The sequence below is a fragment of the Pseudonocardia wallangbongensis genome (genome assembly GCF_054486945.1).
This window is the reverse complement of record NZ_JBRERS010000018.1, coordinates 38573-56317: the sequence shown is the minus strand read 5'-3', so window position 1 is coordinate 56317 and position 17745 is coordinate 38573. Positions and strand designations below refer to the sequence as shown.

General features: G+C 72.0%; 18 protein-coding genes and 1 pseudogene. 4 read left to right on the top strand and 15 right to left on the bottom strand.

What is annotated here, in order from left to right; translation table 11 throughout:
• Nucleotides 1-35 precede the first annotated feature (35 nt).
• From ACU436_RS38615 to ACU436_RS38605, 3 genes are read right to left on the bottom strand one after another with little or no spacing between them, the layout of a single operon-like run.
• Nucleotides 36-764 carry an SDR family NAD(P)-dependent oxidoreductase gene (locus tag ACU436_RS38615; protein ID WP_459032076.1) on the bottom strand — a complete coding sequence of 243 codons (729 nt, stop codon included), beginning with the start codon at nt 762-764 and terminating at the stop codon, nt 36-38.
• 5 nt (nt 765-769) lie between these two features.
• Nucleotides 770-1549, bottom strand: a complete 780-nt coding sequence (locus ACU436_RS38610; protein WP_459032075.1) for a carboxymuconolactone decarboxylase family protein — start codon at nt 1547-1549, stop codon at nt 770-772.
• 22 nt (nt 1550-1571) lie between these two features.
• Entirely contained in the window at nt 1572-2366 is a 795-nt protein-coding gene (locus ACU436_RS38605; RefSeq protein WP_459032074.1) for an N-acyl homoserine lactonase family protein, read from the bottom strand.
• Nucleotides 2367-2494: 128 nt separating this feature from the next.
• Here ACU436_RS38605 and ACU436_RS38600 point away from each other — a divergent pair, with 128 nt between their 5' ends.
• Nucleotides 2495-3160, top strand: a complete 666-nt coding sequence (locus tag ACU436_RS38600) for a GntR family transcriptional regulator (RefSeq protein WP_459032073.1) — start codon at nt 2495-2497, stop codon at nt 3158-3160.
• On the opposite strand, the gene ACU436_RS38595 is transcribed toward ACU436_RS38600, so the two are convergent.
• From ACU436_RS38595 to ACU436_RS38580, 4 genes are all read right to left on the bottom strand, one after another.
• Nucleotides 3161-4417: a GAF domain-containing protein gene (locus ACU436_RS38595; protein ID WP_459032072.1), complete on the bottom strand. Its 1257-nt coding sequence runs from the start codon at nt 4415-4417 to the stop codon at nt 3161-3163.
• Between the two features lie 21 nt (nt 4418-4438).
• Nucleotides 4439-5341: an EamA family transporter gene (locus ACU436_RS38590; protein WP_459032071.1), complete on the bottom strand. Its 903-nt coding sequence runs from the start codon at nt 5339-5341 to the stop codon at nt 4439-4441.
• A gap of 96 nt (nt 5342-5437) precedes the next feature.
• Complete coding sequence (locus tag ACU436_RS38585; RefSeq protein ID WP_459032070.1) at nt 5438-5827, bottom strand: VOC family protein; 390 nt, start codon at nt 5825-5827, stop codon at nt 5438-5440.
• A 19-nt stretch (nt 5828-5846) separates the two neighbouring features.
• Complete coding sequence (locus tag ACU436_RS38580) at nt 5847-6413, bottom strand: TetR/AcrR family transcriptional regulator (RefSeq protein WP_459032069.1); 567 nt, start codon at nt 6411-6413, stop codon at nt 5847-5849.
• Between ACU436_RS38580 and ACU436_RS38575 the strand changes: the two are divergent.
• Nucleotides 6412-6753: pseudogene (locus ACU436_RS38575) on the top strand (NmrA family NAD(P)-binding protein); the annotation flags it as partial. The gene ACU436_RS38580 and the pseudogene ACU436_RS38575 sit on opposite strands and share 2 nt — an antisense overlap.
• A gap of 74 nt (nt 6754-6827) precedes the next feature.
• Entirely contained in the window at nt 6828-7451 is a 624-nt protein-coding gene (locus ACU436_RS38570; RefSeq protein WP_459032068.1) for an NmrA family NAD(P)-binding protein, read from the top strand.
• 180 nt (nt 7452-7631) lie between these two features.
• On the opposite strand, the gene ACU436_RS38565 is transcribed toward ACU436_RS38570, so the two are convergent.
• The 3 genes from ACU436_RS38565 to uvrB form a co-directional block, all read right to left on the bottom strand.
• Entirely contained in the window at nt 7632-7841 is a 210-nt protein-coding gene (locus ACU436_RS38565; RefSeq protein WP_459032067.1) for a hypothetical protein, read from the bottom strand.
• Entirely contained in the window at nt 7838-9115 is a 1278-nt protein-coding gene (locus tag ACU436_RS38560; protein WP_459032066.1) for a glycosyltransferase 87 family protein, read from the bottom strand. Before ACU436_RS38560 ends, ACU436_RS38565 begins: the two co-directional genes overlap by 4 nt.
• Nucleotides 9116-9291: 176 nt before the next feature.
• Nucleotides 9292-11475 carry an excinuclease ABC subunit UvrB gene (gene uvrB, locus ACU436_RS38555; RefSeq protein ID WP_459032065.1) on the bottom strand — a complete coding sequence of 728 codons (2184 nt, stop codon included), beginning with the start codon at nt 11473-11475 and terminating at the stop codon, nt 9292-9294.
• Nucleotides 11476-11524: 49 nt separating this feature from the next.
• Here uvrB and ACU436_RS38550 point away from each other — a divergent pair, with 49 nt between their 5' ends.
• Nucleotides 11525-12058 carry a DUF402 domain-containing protein gene (locus ACU436_RS38550; RefSeq protein WP_459032064.1) on the top strand — a complete coding sequence of 178 codons (534 nt, stop codon included), beginning with the start codon at nt 11525-11527 and terminating at the stop codon, nt 12056-12058.
• A gap of 424 nt (nt 12059-12482) precedes the next feature.
• Here ACU436_RS38550 and ACU436_RS38545 read toward each other — a convergent pair whose 3' ends face one another.
• From ACU436_RS38545 to rpsA, 5 genes are all read right to left on the bottom strand, one after another.
• Nucleotides 12483-13151, bottom strand: coding sequence for a hypothetical protein (locus ACU436_RS38545; RefSeq protein WP_459032063.1), 669 nt, complete (start codon nt 13149-13151; stop codon nt 12483-12485).
• Nucleotides 13148-13831 (bottom strand): RNA polymerase sigma factor, encoded by a 684-nt coding sequence (locus ACU436_RS38540; RefSeq protein ID WP_459032062.1) that lies wholly within the window; start codon nt 13829-13831, stop codon nt 13148-13150. The genes ACU436_RS38545 and ACU436_RS38540 overlap by 4 nt, the downstream gene beginning before the upstream one ends.
• Nucleotides 13832-13932: 101 nt before the next feature.
• A complete protein-coding gene (gene coaE, locus ACU436_RS38535; protein ID WP_459032061.1) occupies nt 13933-15126 on the bottom strand; it encodes a dephospho-CoA kinase in 1194 nt (397 codons plus the stop codon).
• Between the two features lie 18 nt (nt 15127-15144).
• Complete coding sequence (locus ACU436_RS38530) at nt 15145-15840, bottom strand: hypothetical protein (protein WP_459032060.1); 696 nt, start codon at nt 15838-15840, stop codon at nt 15145-15147.
• 143 nt (nt 15841-15983) lie between these two features.
• The gene (gene rpsA, locus ACU436_RS38525; protein WP_459032059.1) at nt 15984-17459 is read right to left on the bottom strand and encodes a 30S ribosomal protein S1; all 1476 of its coding nucleotides are present in this window, start codon (nt 17457-17459) and stop codon (nt 15984-15986) included.
• Between the last annotated feature and the right edge of the window lie 286 nt (nt 17460-17745).

Here is a 17745-nt window from a genome sequence, read left to right as displayed (position 1 = left end):
TGCAGCGGGGTTGCACCCCATGCGGCCCGCTGCTGCTACGGCGCCAGGTACCCGCCGTCGACGACGAGTGAGGTGCCGGTGACGTAGCTGGCCTCGTCGCTGGCGAGGAACAACGCCGCGTACGCGGTCTCGATCGGCACGCCCGGCCGCTTGAGCACGGTGCCGGCGATGAGCGCCGCGTTGATCTCGGGCGCCTGGTGCTCGTTCATGGGCGAGAGGATGTAGCCGGGGTGCAGGGAGTTGCAGCGCACCCCGTCGGTGCCGTGGGTGGCCGCGACGTTCTTGCTGACGTTGAGGATCGCCCCCTTCGCGGCCTGGTACGCGTACGAGTTGGGCACCCCGGCCAGACCCCAGATGGACGAGACGTTGATGATCGAGCCCGCCTGCTGCCGGATCATGTGCGGCAGCACCTCGCGCATGCCGAGGAAGATGCTCTTGAGGTCGATGTCGAGCACCCGGTCGTACTGCTCGTCCGTCGTCTCGAGGATCGGCTCGTACTCGCACACCGCGGCGTTGTTGATCAGGATGTCGAGGCGACCGTGTGCGGCCACGACGTCGGCCACGACGGACTTCCACTGATCGGCCTGCGTGACGTCCATCTTGACGAAGGTGACCGAACTGTCCGCCGTGTCGGCGGCGTCGAGTACGTCGCCCGACACGACGGCCTTCGCGCCCTCGCGCATGAACAGCTCGGCCATCTCCCGGCCCTGGCCGCGGGCTGCACCGGTGATGAGCGCGACCTTGTCCTTCAGCCGATCCACCATCGGGGTCAGGACCTCTCGTCCGGCAGTGCCGCGCCCGCCGCTTCGGCCTCCTCGAGCAGGATCGGCACCGCCGACGTCGCGGCGTGGATGCCGATCACCGATGCGATCTCCATGATCTCGAGGATCTCCTGGGGCGTGGCGCCGTAGCCGATCGCGTTCTCGATGTGCAGCTTCAGCCCCTTCACGTACAGGTGCGTCGCCGCCGTGTCGAAGGCGATGTAGACGAACTCCTTCACCTTCGGTTCGAGGGTGCCGCTCCGCCACGGGACGGAGCTGAACTCGGTGTAGGCGTCGAAGATCTCCGGGTCGAGCTCGAGCATCTCGTCCCAGAACGAGTGCCAGTAGCCGCGCGTCTTCGTGAACTCGGCCTTGAGCCGTTCCTGGTACTCGTCCAGGGCGGCCGGCCCGTCCCGCAGGCCCTTCTCCTCGAGCACCTCCACCAGGATCGGCACGCCGATGTTCATCGCGTGGATGCCCAGCGTGCTGGTCAGCTCGAGGACCTCCATGATCTCCTGCGGCGTCGCGCCGAACTTGAGCGCCGCCTTGATGTGCTGCCGGACGCCGGGCAGGTACATGTGGGTCGCCGCGGCGTCCACCGCGATGTACATGAACGCCTTGGTCTTGTCGTCGAGGTGGTTCTTGCGCCACGGGACGGCGGAGAACTCCAGGTAGGAGCGCAGGAACTCCGGATCCAGCCGGAGCATGCCCTCCCAGTGCTCGCCCCAGGTGCCGCGCACCTCGACGAACTCCTTCTTCAGCGCTTCCTGCTCCGCGGTCAGCGTCATCGGTCGTCTCCTCGTCGTCTGCTCAGCCGAGAACGGTGGCGATCTGCGCTGCCTCGCCGTCGACGGCGGGGAACCTGTCCCGCACCCGGCCGTCGTGACCCGGGACGACCGTCGCGCCGGTCTGGGCAGCGAGCTCGTTGATGAACGACAGCGCCGCGCGCATCTCCTGGAGGTCGGTGAACGCGAAGAACGGCCATTCGTTCTCGATCTGCTCGTAGAAGTGCGCCGCGTCCGCCGCCAGGATCAGCGGGCCGGAGCGGCCCCGGACCGTCGTCAGCAGCTCGCCCGGGCAGTGTCCGCCGACCGGGTACACGGTGATCCCGGGGTGGACGGCGGTCTCCTCGCCGATCAACCACAGCCGGCCCTCGTCCTCGGCGCGCTTCACCGGCTCGAGGTGCTCGGCGATGGTGAACTCGCCCTCGAGCTCGTCGCGCCGCCACTTGCCGAACCAGTAGTCGTACTCCGCCCGGCCGCTGACGACCCGCGCGTTGGTGAACAGCCCCAGGTAGCCGATGTGGTCGTAGTGGAAGTGGGACGTGATCACCATGGCCACGTCCGCCGGGTCGATGCCGAGCAGCGCCAGGCCGTCCGGGGTCGACACGACCGGGATCTCGCCGAGCCAGTCGCGCGCCGGGATGTCGTAGCCGGTGTCCAGCAGGATCACCGTCGGCCCGTCGCGGATGACCCAGAAGTTGTACTCCATGTGCAGCTCGGCGTCGGGCAGCCCGTACCGCGCGTAGTCGTGGAACACCACGCTGCGGTTGACCATCCGCTCGCCGTACTTGACCTGGACGACTTCGAGGCCGGCGTCGGACATCTGAAGCTCCCTCGGGTCGGCGGTGGCGCCCGACTGTAGGCTTGTCCGACAATCATCCGCAAGCGGGCATGGCCATCGGCCCGTTCGCGGATGGCTACGATCGTCGTCCACGCACGCCGGGAGGCTCCATGACGAACGCTCGGTCGTTGCGGGTGGAGCGCCACCCCGCGCCGGTGCGCACCCAGGTGCTCGAGAACCTGCGGCAGGCGATCCTCGACCGGCGGTTCGCCCCGGGCCAGCACCTGATCGAGCGCGAGCTCGTCGAGCTGACGGGCGTGTCGCGCACCAGCATCCGCGAGGCGCTGCGCGAGCTCGCCGCCGAGGGCCTGGTGACCACCGTCCCGAACAAGGGCACGGTCGTGGCGACGGTGAGCGCGGACGAGGCCCACCAGCTCTACCAGGTGCGGTCGGTGCTCGAAGGGCTGGCCGGCGAGCTGTTCGTGGAGAACGCCACGGAGGTCGACCGGCGCGCGCTGCAGAAGGCCATGACCACGATCGAGCGGCTCGCGGCCCGGGGCGCCTCGATCCTCGAGGCGAAGGACCGGTTCTACGAGATCCTGTTCGTCGGCGGCGGGAACGTCGCCCTCCAGCAGACCGCGAGCGGCCTGCACGCCCGGGTGCGCACGCTGCGCTCGCTCTCGCTGACGGTGCCGGGACGCACCGACGAGAGCGTCCAGGAGCTCCGCGAGATCATGGCCGGCATCGACGCGAACGACGCCGACCGGGCCGGACGCGCCTGCAAGCGCCACGTCGCGAACGCCGGCGCCACCGCGGCGAAGGCGCTCAGCGGCTGATCATCGACCCGCCACGAGACGGCGGACGCCCGGCGCCGTCGAGCGGTGCAGCAACGACGACGTGGCGGGGTCCGGCGCGGACACCTCGACGTCGGGGGCGATCCGGTAGGGCCGGGCGAGCAGCAGGCCGCCCAGCGACCGGCGCAGGCGAGACATCTCGGCGCGGACCGTGACGAGGTGGTCGCGGTCGCCGTAGAGCGCGACCGACAGCGCGCCGGCGTCCATGCCGGCGGTGCCGGCGGCGGCCAGCAGCACGAGCACCTCCACGTGCCGCGTGGACAATGGGTGCACCCAGCGGGACGACCCGGCCACGACGGCGCGGGGCGGGCGGGCGTCGAGGTCGAGGGTGAGCCGGATCCGGGCGGCGTCCTCCACGCGGAGCAGCCAGCCGCCGGGCACCGGCTCGGGCAGGAACACCCCGACCCCGTGCACCGAGATCGGCCGGTCCCCCCGCGGGGCGGCGACCCGTTCCACGCTCGGCATGCCGGTGACGGCCGCGACCCAGCCGTGCTCGTCCACGACGAGGCCCGCCCCCTGCAGGCGGGAGAGGACCGGCGCCGCGAGCCCGCGCAGCGTGTCGAGGCGGCCCTCGTGCTGACGCCACAGGCTCGCCTCGGCCAGCTTCACCGCGGTGCCGACGAGCGCCACCGTGGTGGGGTGCACGGTGTGCGCCGGCCCGCTGACGTCGACCACGCCCAGCAGCTCACCCGTGCGCGGGTCGTGCACGGGGCAGGCAGTGCAGGTCCAGACGTGGTGGGAGCGCACGAAGTGCTCGGCCGCGAACATCTGCACGGGCGCCGCCTCGGCGAGGGCGGTGCCGATCGCGTTGCTGCCGACGCTGCCCTCTGACCAGTCGGCGCCCTCGGTGAAGCCGAGCCGGTCGGCGCGGCGGCGCACCTGCACCGCACCCTCGCGCCAGAGCAACCTGCCGTCGGCGTCGGTGATGACCATGATGTGCGAGGCGTCGTCGGCCACCGACGTGAGCGCGGCGCGCAGCTCCGGCAGCACCCGCTGCAGCGGGCTCACCGATCGGCGCCGCTCCACCTCGGAGCCGGGCAACGGCCCGGCCGGGTGGCCCAGGTCGGGATCGACCCCGTGCGCCCGTACCCGCTCCCAGGACCGCGCGACGAGACGGCGCGGCGAGGCGGGCGGCCGATCACCCGAGAGCAGCGCGTCGTGGACGCGGGAGAGCATGCGGGCGTGGCGGCCGATGTCCGTGCCGGGCCGTACCGCGCAGACGCCTTCGTCCACCGTCATCCGCATCACCTGCGGACCAGACTAGGCAGCCACGGCACCCTTCGTCGATACGTCCGCCGGGGCCGGTCGCGGGGTGCCCAGCAGCACCCCGCCGACGATGACGGCCGCCGCCACCAGCTCCACCGGGCTCGGCCGCTCCCCCAGCAACAGGGCGGCCGACGTCATCCCGACCACCGGCGCGAGCAGCGAGTACGGCGCGACGATCCCGGCCGGGTAGCGGCGCATCAGACCGACCCACACCCCGGCGCCGACGAGGGTGGCGAGCACGGCGATGTAGCCGATCGCCACCACCCCCGGGAACCCGGCGAGGGTGAACGCGCCCCGCAGCGCGTCCCATCCGGCCGCGGGCCCCTCCCAGATCCACGACATCGTGAGCAGCGGCAGCGGCGGCACCACCGACATCCACAGCGTCAGGTGCAGCGGGTTGGGCGCGGCGGCGAGCCGGGTTGCGAGGTTGCCGACCGACCAGCCCAGCGCCCCGAGCAGGGTGAGCAGCACCGGGAGCACGGCCGCCACCTGCGCACGCGAGACCGCGATCGCGGCGAGGCCGACGAGCGCGACCCCGATCCCGAGCGCCTGCCGCAACGAGATCCGCTCCCGCAGGAGCAGCACGCCGAGCAGCACCGTGAACGGCGCCGAGGCCTGCAGCACGAGCGACGCGAGCCCGGTCGGCATCCCGATGTCCATCGCGATGAACAGGAACACGAACTGCGCGATCCCGAACCCGATCCCGTAGGTGAGCAGCCACCGCAGCGGCACCTGCGGGCGGGGCACGAGCAGCACGGTCGGCACCGCGAGCACGAGGAACCGCAGCGCGGCCATGAACAGCGGGGGGAAGTGCTCCAGCCCCACGTGGATGGCGATGAAGTTGCCGCCCCAGAGGGCGGCGACGAAGCAGGCGAGCAGGCGGTCGCGGGTGGTCACGTCGTACCAGTCTGCGGCCCGACGACCGCTCGGACCAGCGAATACTTCTGAAACGAGTGTTCAGGACGCCTTCATGGACGTGCAGCGGTCACATGGTCACTGCAGGCAGAATTCGTTCCCCTCCGGGTCGGTGAGCACGATCCACCAACCGCTCTCCTCCTGCATCTCCCGCACCACGGTGGCGCCCGCCGCCACGAGCTGCGACATGTGCGACCGGATGGCGGCCCGCCGGTCGATGGCGCCGTGCCCGGCGTTGACGTCGAGGTGCACGCGGTTCTTCAGCTTCTTCGGCTCGGGCACCCGCTGGAAGAGCATGCGCGGCCCGAACCCGGCGGGGTCGACGATCGCGGTGTAGTGCTCCTCACCACCGCCGACGAGGTATCCGGGCTGTGGCGGCTGCAGCACGTACCCGAGGACCACCGCCCAGAACGCGGCGAGGCGCCGGGGGTCGCGCGCGTCCACGGTGATCTGGAGGGGGATCGCCATGCCTGCATCCTGCCCCTTGTCACCCGTTGGGGCTCAGCCCCTCCACCGCCAGCCGGAACAGCCGGTGCGCCCGGGCGGCGTGGTCGGGATGCTGCTCGGTGGCCAGGACGACGCCGACGGCCAGCGTGACCAGGTCGGAGACAGTGACCTCCGCGGCCACGGCACCGTCCCGCGCGGCCCGGCGAAGCAGCGGGCCCGCCGCCTCTTCCAACGCCGCCGAGCAGGCGTTCTCGTGCACCGGATCGGATCCGGCACCGTCGTCGGCCAGCACGGCCGCCAGCCCCCGCGCCGAGACGCAGTAGGCGACGACCTCATCCAGCCATTCCAGGAGCGCGCCCCGGCTCTCGCCCGCACCGGCCAGCTCGTGGGCGCGGGCGGACAGCGCCTCGATCCGCTTCCGCGAGACGGCCTCCAACAGCGCGCGGCGGGTGGGGAAGTGCCGGCGCACGGTCGCCGAGCCGACTCCCGTGACACGGGCGATCTGTTCCAGGGAGGCGGCGGCGCCGTGGGTGGCGACCTCCTCCTCGGCCACGGCGAGGATCCGCGCGTAGTTGCGCCGGGCGTCCGCACGCTGGGGTGCGGGCATGGCGTCACCTCCAGGTTTGCCAAGTGGCGGGCCCCGCCATATCGTAGCCGAGCAGAAACGGCGGGCCCCGCCGTTTACTGGGAGGAGAACCATGTCCGCACACCCCGCGCCCGTCCTCGTCACCGGCGCCACCGGCCGGCAGGGCGGCGCCACCGCCCGCGCCCTGCTCACAGCGGGCATCCCGGTCCGCGCCCTGGTGCGCGACCCGGCCGGCGAGCGGGCGAAGGCCGTCGAAGCGCTCGGCGCCGAACTGGTCCCCGGCGACCTCCACGACCGCGACTCCGTCATCCGGGCCGCCGGCGGCGCCCGCGCGGTGTTCTCCGTGCAGATGCCCGGCATCACCGCCGGGGGGTTCGACTTCGCCGGGGAGGTGGCCCAGGGCGTCAACCTCGTCGAGGCACCAAGGCGGCCGGCGTGCCGCAGTTCGTGCACACCTCCGTCACCGGGGCCGGCCAGCACACCGAGCACCCCGCCTGGGCCGAGGGCCGCTGGGCGGTGGAACCCGGCTTGCGGGCCAAGAGCGCGATCCAGGACCGGGTCCGCGACGCCGGCTTCCCGCACTGGACGATCCTCAAGCCGGGCTTCTTCATGGAGAACTTCCTGCCGTCCATGGCGTTCCTGTTCCCCCGCGGAATCGAGGGAGGCCTGGTGAGCGTCCTGAACCCGGAGACCCGGCTGTCCCTCGTCGCGGTCGAGGACATCGGCCGGGCCGCCGCCGCGGCCATCGCCACGCCCCAGCGCTTCGACCGGGTCGAGCTGGAGCTGGCGAGCGACCACCTGTCGATGACGGAGATCGCCCAGGTCCTCTCCCGCGCCCTCGGCACGCGGCTCTCCGCACCGGACATGACCGAGGAGGACGCTCTCACCGCCGGCATGCCGGCGATGGGCGCCTCGCACGAGTGGCTGAACGTGGCCGGCCAGCCGGGCCGCCCTCGGTACGCGAGGGACCTCGGCATCCCGCTCACCAGCTTCGACGCATGGGCGCGGGAGCACATGCGGGGCCACGGCCCCGGAAGCACTGAACAACTCCGACCGTAGCGAGCGGCGTCCAGGTGGTGTCACCGCGAGGCGGACGATCGAGCCGACACCCCGGTCGCCGACGCGGCCTCGCCATACCCGTCGCGGGGGTCGCTGCCCGGGCGAGGCGGGACAAGACCACCTGGCCGGTCCCGCGGCTGGGTTCGCCCCCGCACGCAGCCGGCCCGGAGAGGGATGTGATCAGCGGATCCGTGACATGAACCGCACATCCGCGGTCCAAGTCACGATCGTGGCGATCAAGTCGCTCCCAGGGCCGCCGCGAGCAGCGATCCAGGCCCCCCAGGGGCGTAGCCGCTTCGGCAGCTTCGCGACGACGTCGCCCTTCCTGGACTCGTCCTCCGCGGCACCGGGCTTGGCCAGGCAGAAGGCGACGAGCTCGTCGTGGGTCACCGGGCGACGCTCGGCCAGGACCGGCGGGTGCACCACAGCAGGACGATCAGCAGCACCGTGAACCAGACGTAGGTGCCGTCGACGAACTGTTGCAGCGGTGTCCACGTCAGCTCCTGCTCACCGCCGCGCGGGTGGACGAACTGGTGGGGCGCGATCACGAACACCGCCCCCGTCGCGACCGTGACGGCGGTCCACACCGCCGACCGCTTCGCCCAGGCGGTGGCCGCGGCGACGAGCAGCGCGGGGGCGACCCACACCCAGTGGTGCGACCAGGACGTCGGGGAGACGAGCAGGCCGACGGCCGCGAGCGTCACCAGGGCCAGCGGGGCGGGCGCCCGCCGGATCGCGGGCACGGCGAGCGCGAACAGCGCGGCCGACAGCAGCAGCCAGACGACGGTGCGCGGCGTGCCGTCGACCCCGGCCCGGACGAGCATCGCCTCGAACGTCTGGTTGGTGTAGAACGGCGACCCGCTCACCCCGCCGGCCGGGTCGGACCAGAAATGCCAGGACTGCTCCGGGGCCACGACGAACCCGATCAGCGAGGCGACGGCCCCGGAGACCGCGGCCGTGGCGGCGGACCGGTAGTCCCTGCGCAGGAGGAAGAACAGCACGAAGACCGCGGGCGTCAGCTTGATCGCGGCGGCGATGCCGATCAGCGCGCCGCGCGGCCACTTCGGCTTGGCCACCAGGCAGTCGAGGGCGACCAGCGCCATCAGCACCAGGTTGATCTGCCCGAACTCGATGGTCTGCAGCACCGGTTCGAGCCCGAACGCCGGACGCCCTTCGATGGGATGGTCGAAGTTGATCGCCCGCCCGGGCTCCACCGCGAGCGCGAGCGGCAACGCGATCGAGGCCACCGACAGCGCCCCGCCGCGCCCGCCGGACGGCCACAGCCTCCGCGCGAACGCGTACAGCGTGGCGCCGAGCGCCAGCGCCGAGAGGCCCAGCAGACCCACCCACGCGACGACCCACGGCACCACCGCGAGCGGCACCATGACCAGCGCCGCGAACGGCGGGTAGATGAACGGCAGCGTGATGTGGTCCGAGGTCTCGGGCAGCGGCCCGTACAGGTCGCCGCCCGCCAGCCAGGCCTGCACCCCGAACCGGTAGACCTCCAGGTCGATGTGCCGACCGCCGGTGTGCACCACGACCGCGGCGAGAACCAGCGCCAGCAGCGGCAGCGCGACCGGCAGGACCCGCGACGGCGTACGGAGGACCTGGAGCAGCCGCGATGCGGCAGGCGTGGGTGCGGTCGATGCGCCGACAACCGCCACGCCGGCTCCCTCCCCTGTCGCCTCTCCCCTGCCACGGTAGCCCGGCCAGGGGCCTGCGCGACGCCCCACCCCTGTGGCCCCCTGATCTGCCGGACGAGCGGCACGTTCGTCCGATAGAGCTGGACGAGAGTGCCGTTCGTTCAACCCGAGGCCGCCGGCCTGCGATCGGAGGAGCCTCAGCGGATCCCCGCCGCGTCCATCCCCCGCAGCTCCTTCTTGAGATCGGCGATCTCGTCGCGGATGCGGGCGGCGAGTTCGAACTGCAGGTCACGGGCGGCACCGAGCATCTGGTCGGACAGCTGCTGGACGAGGTCGGCGAGCTCGGCGCGAGGCATGTTGGTGGTGTCGCGCCGCGCGACGATGCCCGAGCTCGCCGCGGCCGGGGCGCGGCCGGGCTCGCCGGCGGCCCGCTTGCCGCGGGACTGGTTGCGCCCGGACCCGCCGACCGGGACCTCCTCGGCCTCCCGGTAGACCTGGTCGAGGATGTCGGCGATCTTCTTGCGCAGCGGCTGCGGGTCGAGCCCGTTGGCCTCGTTGTAGGCGACCTGCTTGGCGCGGCGGCGGTCGGTCTCGTCGATGGCGTACTGCATCGACTCGGTGACCTTGTCGGCGTACATGTGCACCTCGCCCGAGACGTTGCGGGCGGCGCGGCCGATCGTCTGGATCAGCGAGGTGCCGGAGCGGAGGAAGCCCTCCTTGTCGGCGTCGAGGATGGCGACGAGCGACACCTCGGGCAGGTCGAGCCCCTCGCGGAGCAGGTTGATGCCGACCAGCACGTCGAACTCGCCGAGGCGCAGCTGCCGCAGCAGCTCCACCCGGCGCAGGGTGTCGACCTCGGAGTGCAGGTAGCGCACCCGGATACCCAGCTCGAGCAGGTAGTCGGTGAGATCCTCGGCCATCTTCTTGGTGAGCGTGGTGACCAGCACGCGCTCGTCGCGCTCGCTGCGCTCCCTGATCTCGTGGACGAGGTCGTCGATCTGGCCCTTGGTGGGCTTGACGACGACCTTCGGGTCGACCAGGCCGGTGGGCCGGATGACCTGCTCCACGAACTCGCCGCCCGTGCGGGACATCTCGTACGGGCCGGGCGTGGCCGACAGGTAGACCGTCTGGCCGATCCGGTCGGCGAACTCCTCCCACGTGAGCGGGCGGTTGTCGACCGCGGACGGCAGCCGGAACCCGAACTCGACGAGGTTGCGCTTGCGCGACATGTCGCCCTCGTACATGCCGCCGATCTGCGGGACGGTCTGGTGGGACTCGTCGATGACCAGCAGGAAGTCGTCGGGGAAGTAGTCGATGAGGGTGGCGGGCGCCGAGCCGGGGCCGCGGCCGTCGATGTGGCGCGAGTAGTTCTCGATGCCCGAGCAGAACCCGACCTGGCGGATCATCTCGAGGTCGTACTGGGTGCGCATGCGCAGCCGCTGCGCCTCGAGCATCTTGCCCTGCCGCTCGAACTCGGCGAGCCGCTCCTCCAGCTCGGCCTCGATGTCGCGGACCGCGCGCTCCATCCGGTCGGGGCCCGCCACGTAGTGGGTGGCCGGGAAGATGCGCACGTCGTCGACCTGGCGGATGACGTCGCCGGTGAGCGGATGCAGGTAGTAGAGCGCCTCGATCTCGTCGCCGAAGAACTCGATGCGGACCGCGAGCTCCTCGTAGGCGGGGATGATCTCGACCGTGTCGCCGCGGACCCGGAACGTGCCGCGGGCGAACGCGACGTCGTTGCGCGTGTACTGCACGTCGACCAGCGCGCGCAGCAGCGCGTCGCGCTCGACCGTGCCGCCCACCTCGAGCTTGACCGACCGGTCGAGGTAGGACTGCGGCGTGCCGAGACCGTAGATGCAGGACACCGAGGCGACCACGACGACGTCGCGCCGCGAGAGCAGGTTCATCGTGGCGGAGTGGCGCAGCCGCTCGACGTCCTGGTTGATCGAGGAGTCCTTCTCGATGTAGGTGTCGGTCTGCGCGATGTACGCCTCGGGCTGGTAGTAGTCGTAGTACGAGACGAAGTACTCGACCGCGTTGTTGGGCAGCATCTCGCGCAGCTCGTTGGCCAGTTGCGCCGCGAGCGTCTTGTTGGGCGCCATCACGAGCGTGGGCCGCTGGACGCGCTCGATCAGCCAGGCGGTGGTGGCCGACTTGCCGGTGCCGGTGGCGCCGAGCAGCACGACGTCCTGCTCACCGCCCCTGACCCGGCGCTCCAGCTCCTCGATCGCCGCAGGCTGGTCGCCCGCGGGCTGGTACGGGCTGACCACCTCGAAGTGGCCGCCGGTGCGGGGGATCTCCCCGACGGGGCGGAACTCCGAGTGCGCCACCGGAACGTCCGGGAGTGCCGCACTGCCGGGAACCTCAGTCGCGAATGCCACGCCGTCCAGGGTACGAGCCGCACCGACAGTCTCTGGGAGCATCGGGCGGGTGCACCCGCCGAAGACCGTGACCTTCGACGTACCGGCCCACGTCAACACCGACACCAAGGGCTTCCGACGCCCGGTCGACGAGTACCGCGAAGCGCCGTTCGGCCTCTACATGAGCCGCGCGATGGTCGACCGGCCCACGGCGAACTGGGTGGAGTCGTGGCTCCTCCCCGACCTGGGCCTGTGCGTCACCGACTGGTGGTGGAACCCGGGTCACGCGCGGGAGCAGGACTTCTACCTCGACGTCTGCGACATCGTCCGGGACGGCGGGCGCTGGGTGCTCACCGACCACTACCTGGACATCGTCGTGCGCACCGGGCACGACGCCACGGTGGTGGACGTGGACGAGTTCGTGGCGGCCGTCGCGCTCGGCCTGCTGGCCCCCGCTGCCGCCGAGTCGGCGATGCACGCCGCCTACCGCGCGGTCGACGGCCTCGCGAGCCACGGCCACGACCTGGACGCGTGGCTCGCCACCTTCGGGATCGCGCTCAGCTGGAAGGACCGCTCCGAGGGTCCCGAACGACTCCGGCCGTAGCGAGCGGCGTCCGGGCGGAGTCGCCGCCCGGCCGTCGCCGATCAAGGGCAGATGGCAGTCGATCGACCTCCGGGAGCGACCATCTGCCCTTGGTCACCAACCGGGAGCACGTCCACACCGCTCGGGCGAGCCGGGACAAGACCACCTGCCGGGTGCCGCGACTGGGTTCCCCCGCACCGAGCTCACGACGAGACCGCTTCGGCGCCGATCCTCGGGCGGCCGCCCTGCTTCGCCGAGAGCTGCTGATCAGCGGATCGGTGCATCCACGGCCACATACGGCCGCCGCAGCACCCAAGCCGCGATCATGCGAGCGAAACCGGCCTCCGGTGGCGCCGCGCGCCCCACCGGGCAGGCCCCGGCCCCATGGAGCAACTGGGCGATACAGGCGGAGGCGCAGTACGCCCGCGAGTTGGTCAGGGAGTTCCTAGGACGACGTCGGCGGGTCGTCGCCGTCGCCGGGCTTGGTGGGCCTCGTCGGCTCGTCGGGTTCCGTCGGCTCGGTGGGTTCCGACGACTCGGTGGGTTCGGTGGTGCGGGTCTTCGTCGTCGTGGGCCGGTCGGAGTGGTCGTCGTCATTGTTGTGGTCGTCGTCGTGACCACCCTCGTCGTTGTGGTCCGGCCGCTGCGAGGTGGTGGTGCGCTGCGGCGCCTCGGTGGTGGGGACCACGACGGGCGGTGGGGGGAGCGCGGGCGGCGGCGGTGCGGCCAGCCCGGGGTTGGGGGCCGGCGCGGGCGCCCGGACCGGCTCGTCGACCGGCGCCTCTTCCTCCGTGGTCGACTCGTCCGTCGAGGTGGGGACCTCCTCGACTACGGGCAGCGACGCGCCCGCCCCCACCCGGCTCGACGGCTCGGTGTCGGCGGAGACGGAGGCGGCCGGGTCGATGGCCTGGCTGGGCACGGTGAGCTGCGCGACCGCCGTGGTGGCGCCCAGGGCGCCGACCGTGAGGACGGCTGCGGCGGCCGCGGTGCTGGCCCGGTTGAGCGTGCTCGCGCGGCGGAGGACCGTGTCCACCGACGGCAGCGTGACCGCGGCCGACAGCTCGTCGTCGAGCCTGCGCAGCTCATCGGTGATGCGTTCGTAGCCGTCCGTCACCGACGGCCTCCCTCGTGGTCGTGGGCGTCGTCGAGCCCGTAGTCGTCGGAGTCCCCGGCACGGGAACCGTCGAGGCCGAAGCCCGGGGCGTAGCCGGTGGCGGCCGCGTCACCCAGTACGTCGGGGAGCACGTCGGCCATCCCCTCGGTGACGACGTGGCGGCCGCGGGTGAGCCGGGCGTGGACCAGCGCCTCGGACGCCTGCTCGATGGCCGCGATCTCCTCGATCGTGGCACCGGCCATGTGGAACAGCACGACCGCGCGCCGCTCCGCGGGCGACAGCCGGGCGAGGGACTTGAGAATGGCGCGCGTGCGCTCGTCGACACCGGCGCCGATCGCCCGCGGACGACCGACCCCGAAGCGGGCCAGCGCGCCCCGCCAGCTGCGGATGGTCGCCCGGACCGCCACCCGGCGGATCCACGCGCTCGGGTCCGGGGTGCGGCCGATCGCCACCCAGCTGCGCCACGCCCGCGAGTACGCGTCCTGCACGACGTCGTGCGCCTCGCCCGGATTGAGCGTGATGGCGTAGAGCTGCGCGACGAGGCGCTGGTAGTTGGCCTCGAGGTGGGCCCCGAAGTCGACGCGCAGCTCGGCAGGGGTGCTCAAGCCAGTGCGTTGCACCATTTGGGTGCCGTCCGACTCGTCGTCGAGATCGGCACGCCGGGAGACCGACGTGGTCACTCCTGGGTCCTCCCCGACAGCTCGACCTTCACCCGAATGGAGATCGCTCTGCCTCCTCCATCGCCGGACTACTCCGGTCTGTTACCGGCAGCATCGTCCGTTCAGTCCAACGACGGGACCCATGCGGAAGTTGCGGCCCATGCGTCAGCTCGGTCGGAAGCGGCGTCGAACCAGGGTTCCTTCACCTCGACGTACCGGTCGACGCCGGGATCGTCGGCGTAACGTTCAGCCGCCGTCCGCTTGATCCCCAAGTACTCCGCACGGACCGCCGCGTCGGCGCGGAGCCAGTCCCGGAAGAGCAGCGCGTAGCGCCATCCGGGCGAGCCGACCTCGCGGACGTGCAGGTTGACGACCCGGCCCGGGTCCGCACTGGCGTGGACCCGTTTGGGCCACACCGGGGAGCCGGGCGGTTTCGGGTTGTCGTGGTCGATGCCCGGGTGCCACGGGAAGCCCGCGTCCTGCAGGTCGTCGCGCACCGCGTCGGCGTCGGCGAGCGAGTCGACGCCGAGCTGCAGGTCGATGACGTCCTTGGCGGGGAGTCCCGGCACCGCGGTGGACCCGACGTGCGCCACCCCGCGACCGCGCTCCCCGACGGCCGCAGCGACGCGCGCCCGCAGGCGGGCGGCCGCGGCGGGCCACTCCGGGTCGGGGTCGACGAGCCGCGGCGCGCCGGCCGCGGACGGCCGCCGCTCCCGCAGGTTCGCCTCGAACGGGACGAGCCGGCGCTCCCACAGCGCGTCCACGGCCGCCTCGAGGTCGCGCTCCGTGCCGTCGTTGGGCAGCCAGACGTCGGCGGCCGCGCGCCGCGCCGCGTCGCTCGCCTGGGCGGCGATCCGTGCGCGGGCGTCCACCTCCGGCAGCCCGCGCAGCACGAGCCGCCGAACCCGCTCCTCCGCGTCCGCGTGCACCACGACCACCAGCGGGAAGAACGGCGCCATGTCGTTCTCGACCAGCAGCGGGATGTCCTGCACGACCACGGCGTCCGCGGGTGCCGCGGCGATCAGCTCGGCGGACCGCTCCCGCACCCGCGGGTGGATGATCGCGTTCAGCCGGCCACGCGCCTCCGGGTCGCCGAACACGACGGCCGCCAGCGCCGGCCGGTCCAGCCCACCCGAGGAGTCCAGCACCCCGGCACCGAACGCCCCGGCCACCTCCTCGAGCCCGCCGGTGCCGGGGGCGACGACCTCGCGGGCCAGCACGTCGGAGTCGACGAGGACCCCACCGCGGGCGACGAGGCGGCGCGCGACCGTCGACTTGCCCGATCCGATCCCCCCGGTCAGCCCCACCCGCAGCACGCGGGCGAGGCTACTGGATCAACCGGAGGCGCCCCCCGCCTGGGACTGCGGCCCGGGCTGTGGTGCCTGCTGCGGCGGGGCCGTGCTGCTCGGCATCACGGCGACGGCCGGGAGCACCCGCAGAGCGAGGTCGACCAGGGCGTCGGCGCGGCTCTTGTCGCCGGGCAGCGGCTGGTCCGGCAGCACGAGGGTGAGGTTGCTCGTGGCGTGGGCGACCATCAGCACGGCCTGACCGCGCTTCTCGAACAGCACGCCGGGCGCGCTGCCGAGCGGCATGTCGCGCCGGTCCCCGGACTCGGCCCGCACGTTCACCTCCCACTGCGCGGACGCCGCGGCGGCGTCGCGGTAGGCGGTGGCGTTGATGTCCAGCAGCGGCCGGCCTCCGCCGTCGCCGGCTCGGGTGTAGCGGCAGGTGACGCGCTCGGTGCGGCCCACGGCGGGCTGGGGAACCCCGATGGTGGTGCGCACGGCCACCGAGCCGAGCGGGAGCCCCATCACGGCCTCGAGGTCCGGGGTACCGAGGATACGACCGCAGTCGACGGGAATGACGCGGCCGTCGTCGGCGGGCGACGGGGCCGGCCCCGTCGCGTCGGCCGCCGGGAACGTGGGCACGCTCGTCGGATCGGCATTGGAGGTGCCGCACCCACCGACCGCCAGCGCGAGCGCGACGGCGACCAGCGCCCACGCGGCGCGCCCGCCTCCCGCCCTGCGCATGGTTCCACCGTAGATCGGAACTCCCGGGATATCACCCGACGCGCCCGCTCACTCACCGAACCGTGACAATGCTTCCCCCCGAACACGGGACGGCCCCGGTGACCGTTTGGTCACCGGGGCCGTCCCGTTCAGCTGGGTTGCGGTCAGGCGCCGCCGGACAGCTTCTCCCGCAGCGCGGCCAGCTGCTCGTCGCTGGCGAGCGAGCCACCGGACTCGGCCGGGGCACCCCCACCCTGGGACGAGTAGTTGGCGGCTCCGCCACCACCGCCGTCGGCGGCCGCCTCGGCCTCCGCCTCCGCGGTCTTGCGGATCTGCGCGATGTGCTGCTCGTAGCGGGTGTGGGCCTCGGCGTACTCCTTCTCCCACGCCTCGCGCTGCGTCTCGAAGCCTTCCTTCCACTCGCCGCTGTCGACGTCGAAGCCCTCGGGGTAGATGTAGTTCCCCTGGTCGTCGTACTCGGCAGCCATGCCGTAGCGGGTGGGGTCGAACTCCGTGTCGGCCGTCATGCCCTCGTTGGCCTGCTTGAGCGACAGCGAGATGCGGCGCCGGTCGAGGTCGATGTCGATGACCTTGACCATGGCATCGTCGCCGACCTGCACGACCTGCTCCGGGATCTCGACGTGGCGCTCGGCGAGCTCGGAGATGTGCACCAGGCCCTCGATGCCCTCCTCGACGCGCACGAACGCACCGAACGGGACGAGCTTGGTGACCTTGCCCGGCACGATCTGGCCGATCGCGTGGGTGCGGGCGTACAGGCGCCACGGGTCTTCCTGCGTGGCCTTGAGGGACAGCGAGACGCGCTCGCGGTCCATCTCCACGGACAGGACCTCGACCGTGACCTCCTGGCCGACCTCGACGACCTCGCTGGGGTGGTCGATGTGCTTCCAGGACAGCTCGGAGACGTGCACCAGGCCGTCGACCCCGCCCAGGTCGACGAACGCACCGAAGTTGACCACCGAGGAGACCACGCCCTTGCGGACCTGGCCCTGCTTGAGCTGGTTGAGGAACTCGCTGCGGACCTCGGACTGGGTCTGCTCCAGCCAGGCGCGGCGCGACAGGACCACGTTGTTGCGGTTCTTGTCGAGCTCGATGATCTTGGCCTCGATCTTGCGGCCGACGTACGGCTGCAGGTCGCGGACGCGGCGCATCTCGACCAGCGAGGCGGGCAGGAAGCCCCGGAGCCCGATGTCGAGGATCAGGCCACCCTTGACGACCTCGATGACGGTGCCCTCGACCGGCTCGTCGGCCTCCTTGAGGGCCTCGATCGTGCCCCAGGCGCGCTCGTACTGAGCGCGCTTCTTGGACAGGATGAGCCGGCCTTCCTTGTCCTCCTTCTGGAGAACGAGGGCCTCGACGTACTCACCGACCGACACAACCTCGGCAGGATCGACATCGTGCTTGATGGAGAGCTCGCGCGAGGGGATGACGCCCTCGGTCTTGTAGCCGATGTCGAGCAGGACCTCGTCACGGTCAACCTTGACGATGGTGCCTTCGACGATGTCGCCATCGTTGAAGTACTTGATCGTCTGGTCGATGGCGGCGAGGAAGTCCTCCTCCGACCCGATGTCGTTGACGGCGACCTGCGGTGTGGTCGGGGCGGCGGTGGTGTCGGTGGACATGTAGTGGGGTGCTCCGGTGGTGGATGGGCTGGTGGTGCGGTCTGTGTGGGGTACGTCTCGTGACGTGGTGCTGTCACCCTTACCTGTGGATCGTGGAGAACAACGCGATGTCTGGCCGGATCGAAGCGCGAGTCGTGCCCGCGACGTGGACCACACCGCGAGTATGATGCTACGCGCCGCCCGATCAGCTGGGCAATGCGGGTACCCCCTGCTCAACCCTCGACCTTCCTCGATGATTCCCAGGTGAGCGAGCGACAGCGAGCGAACCATCGGCACAGCGCCTGCG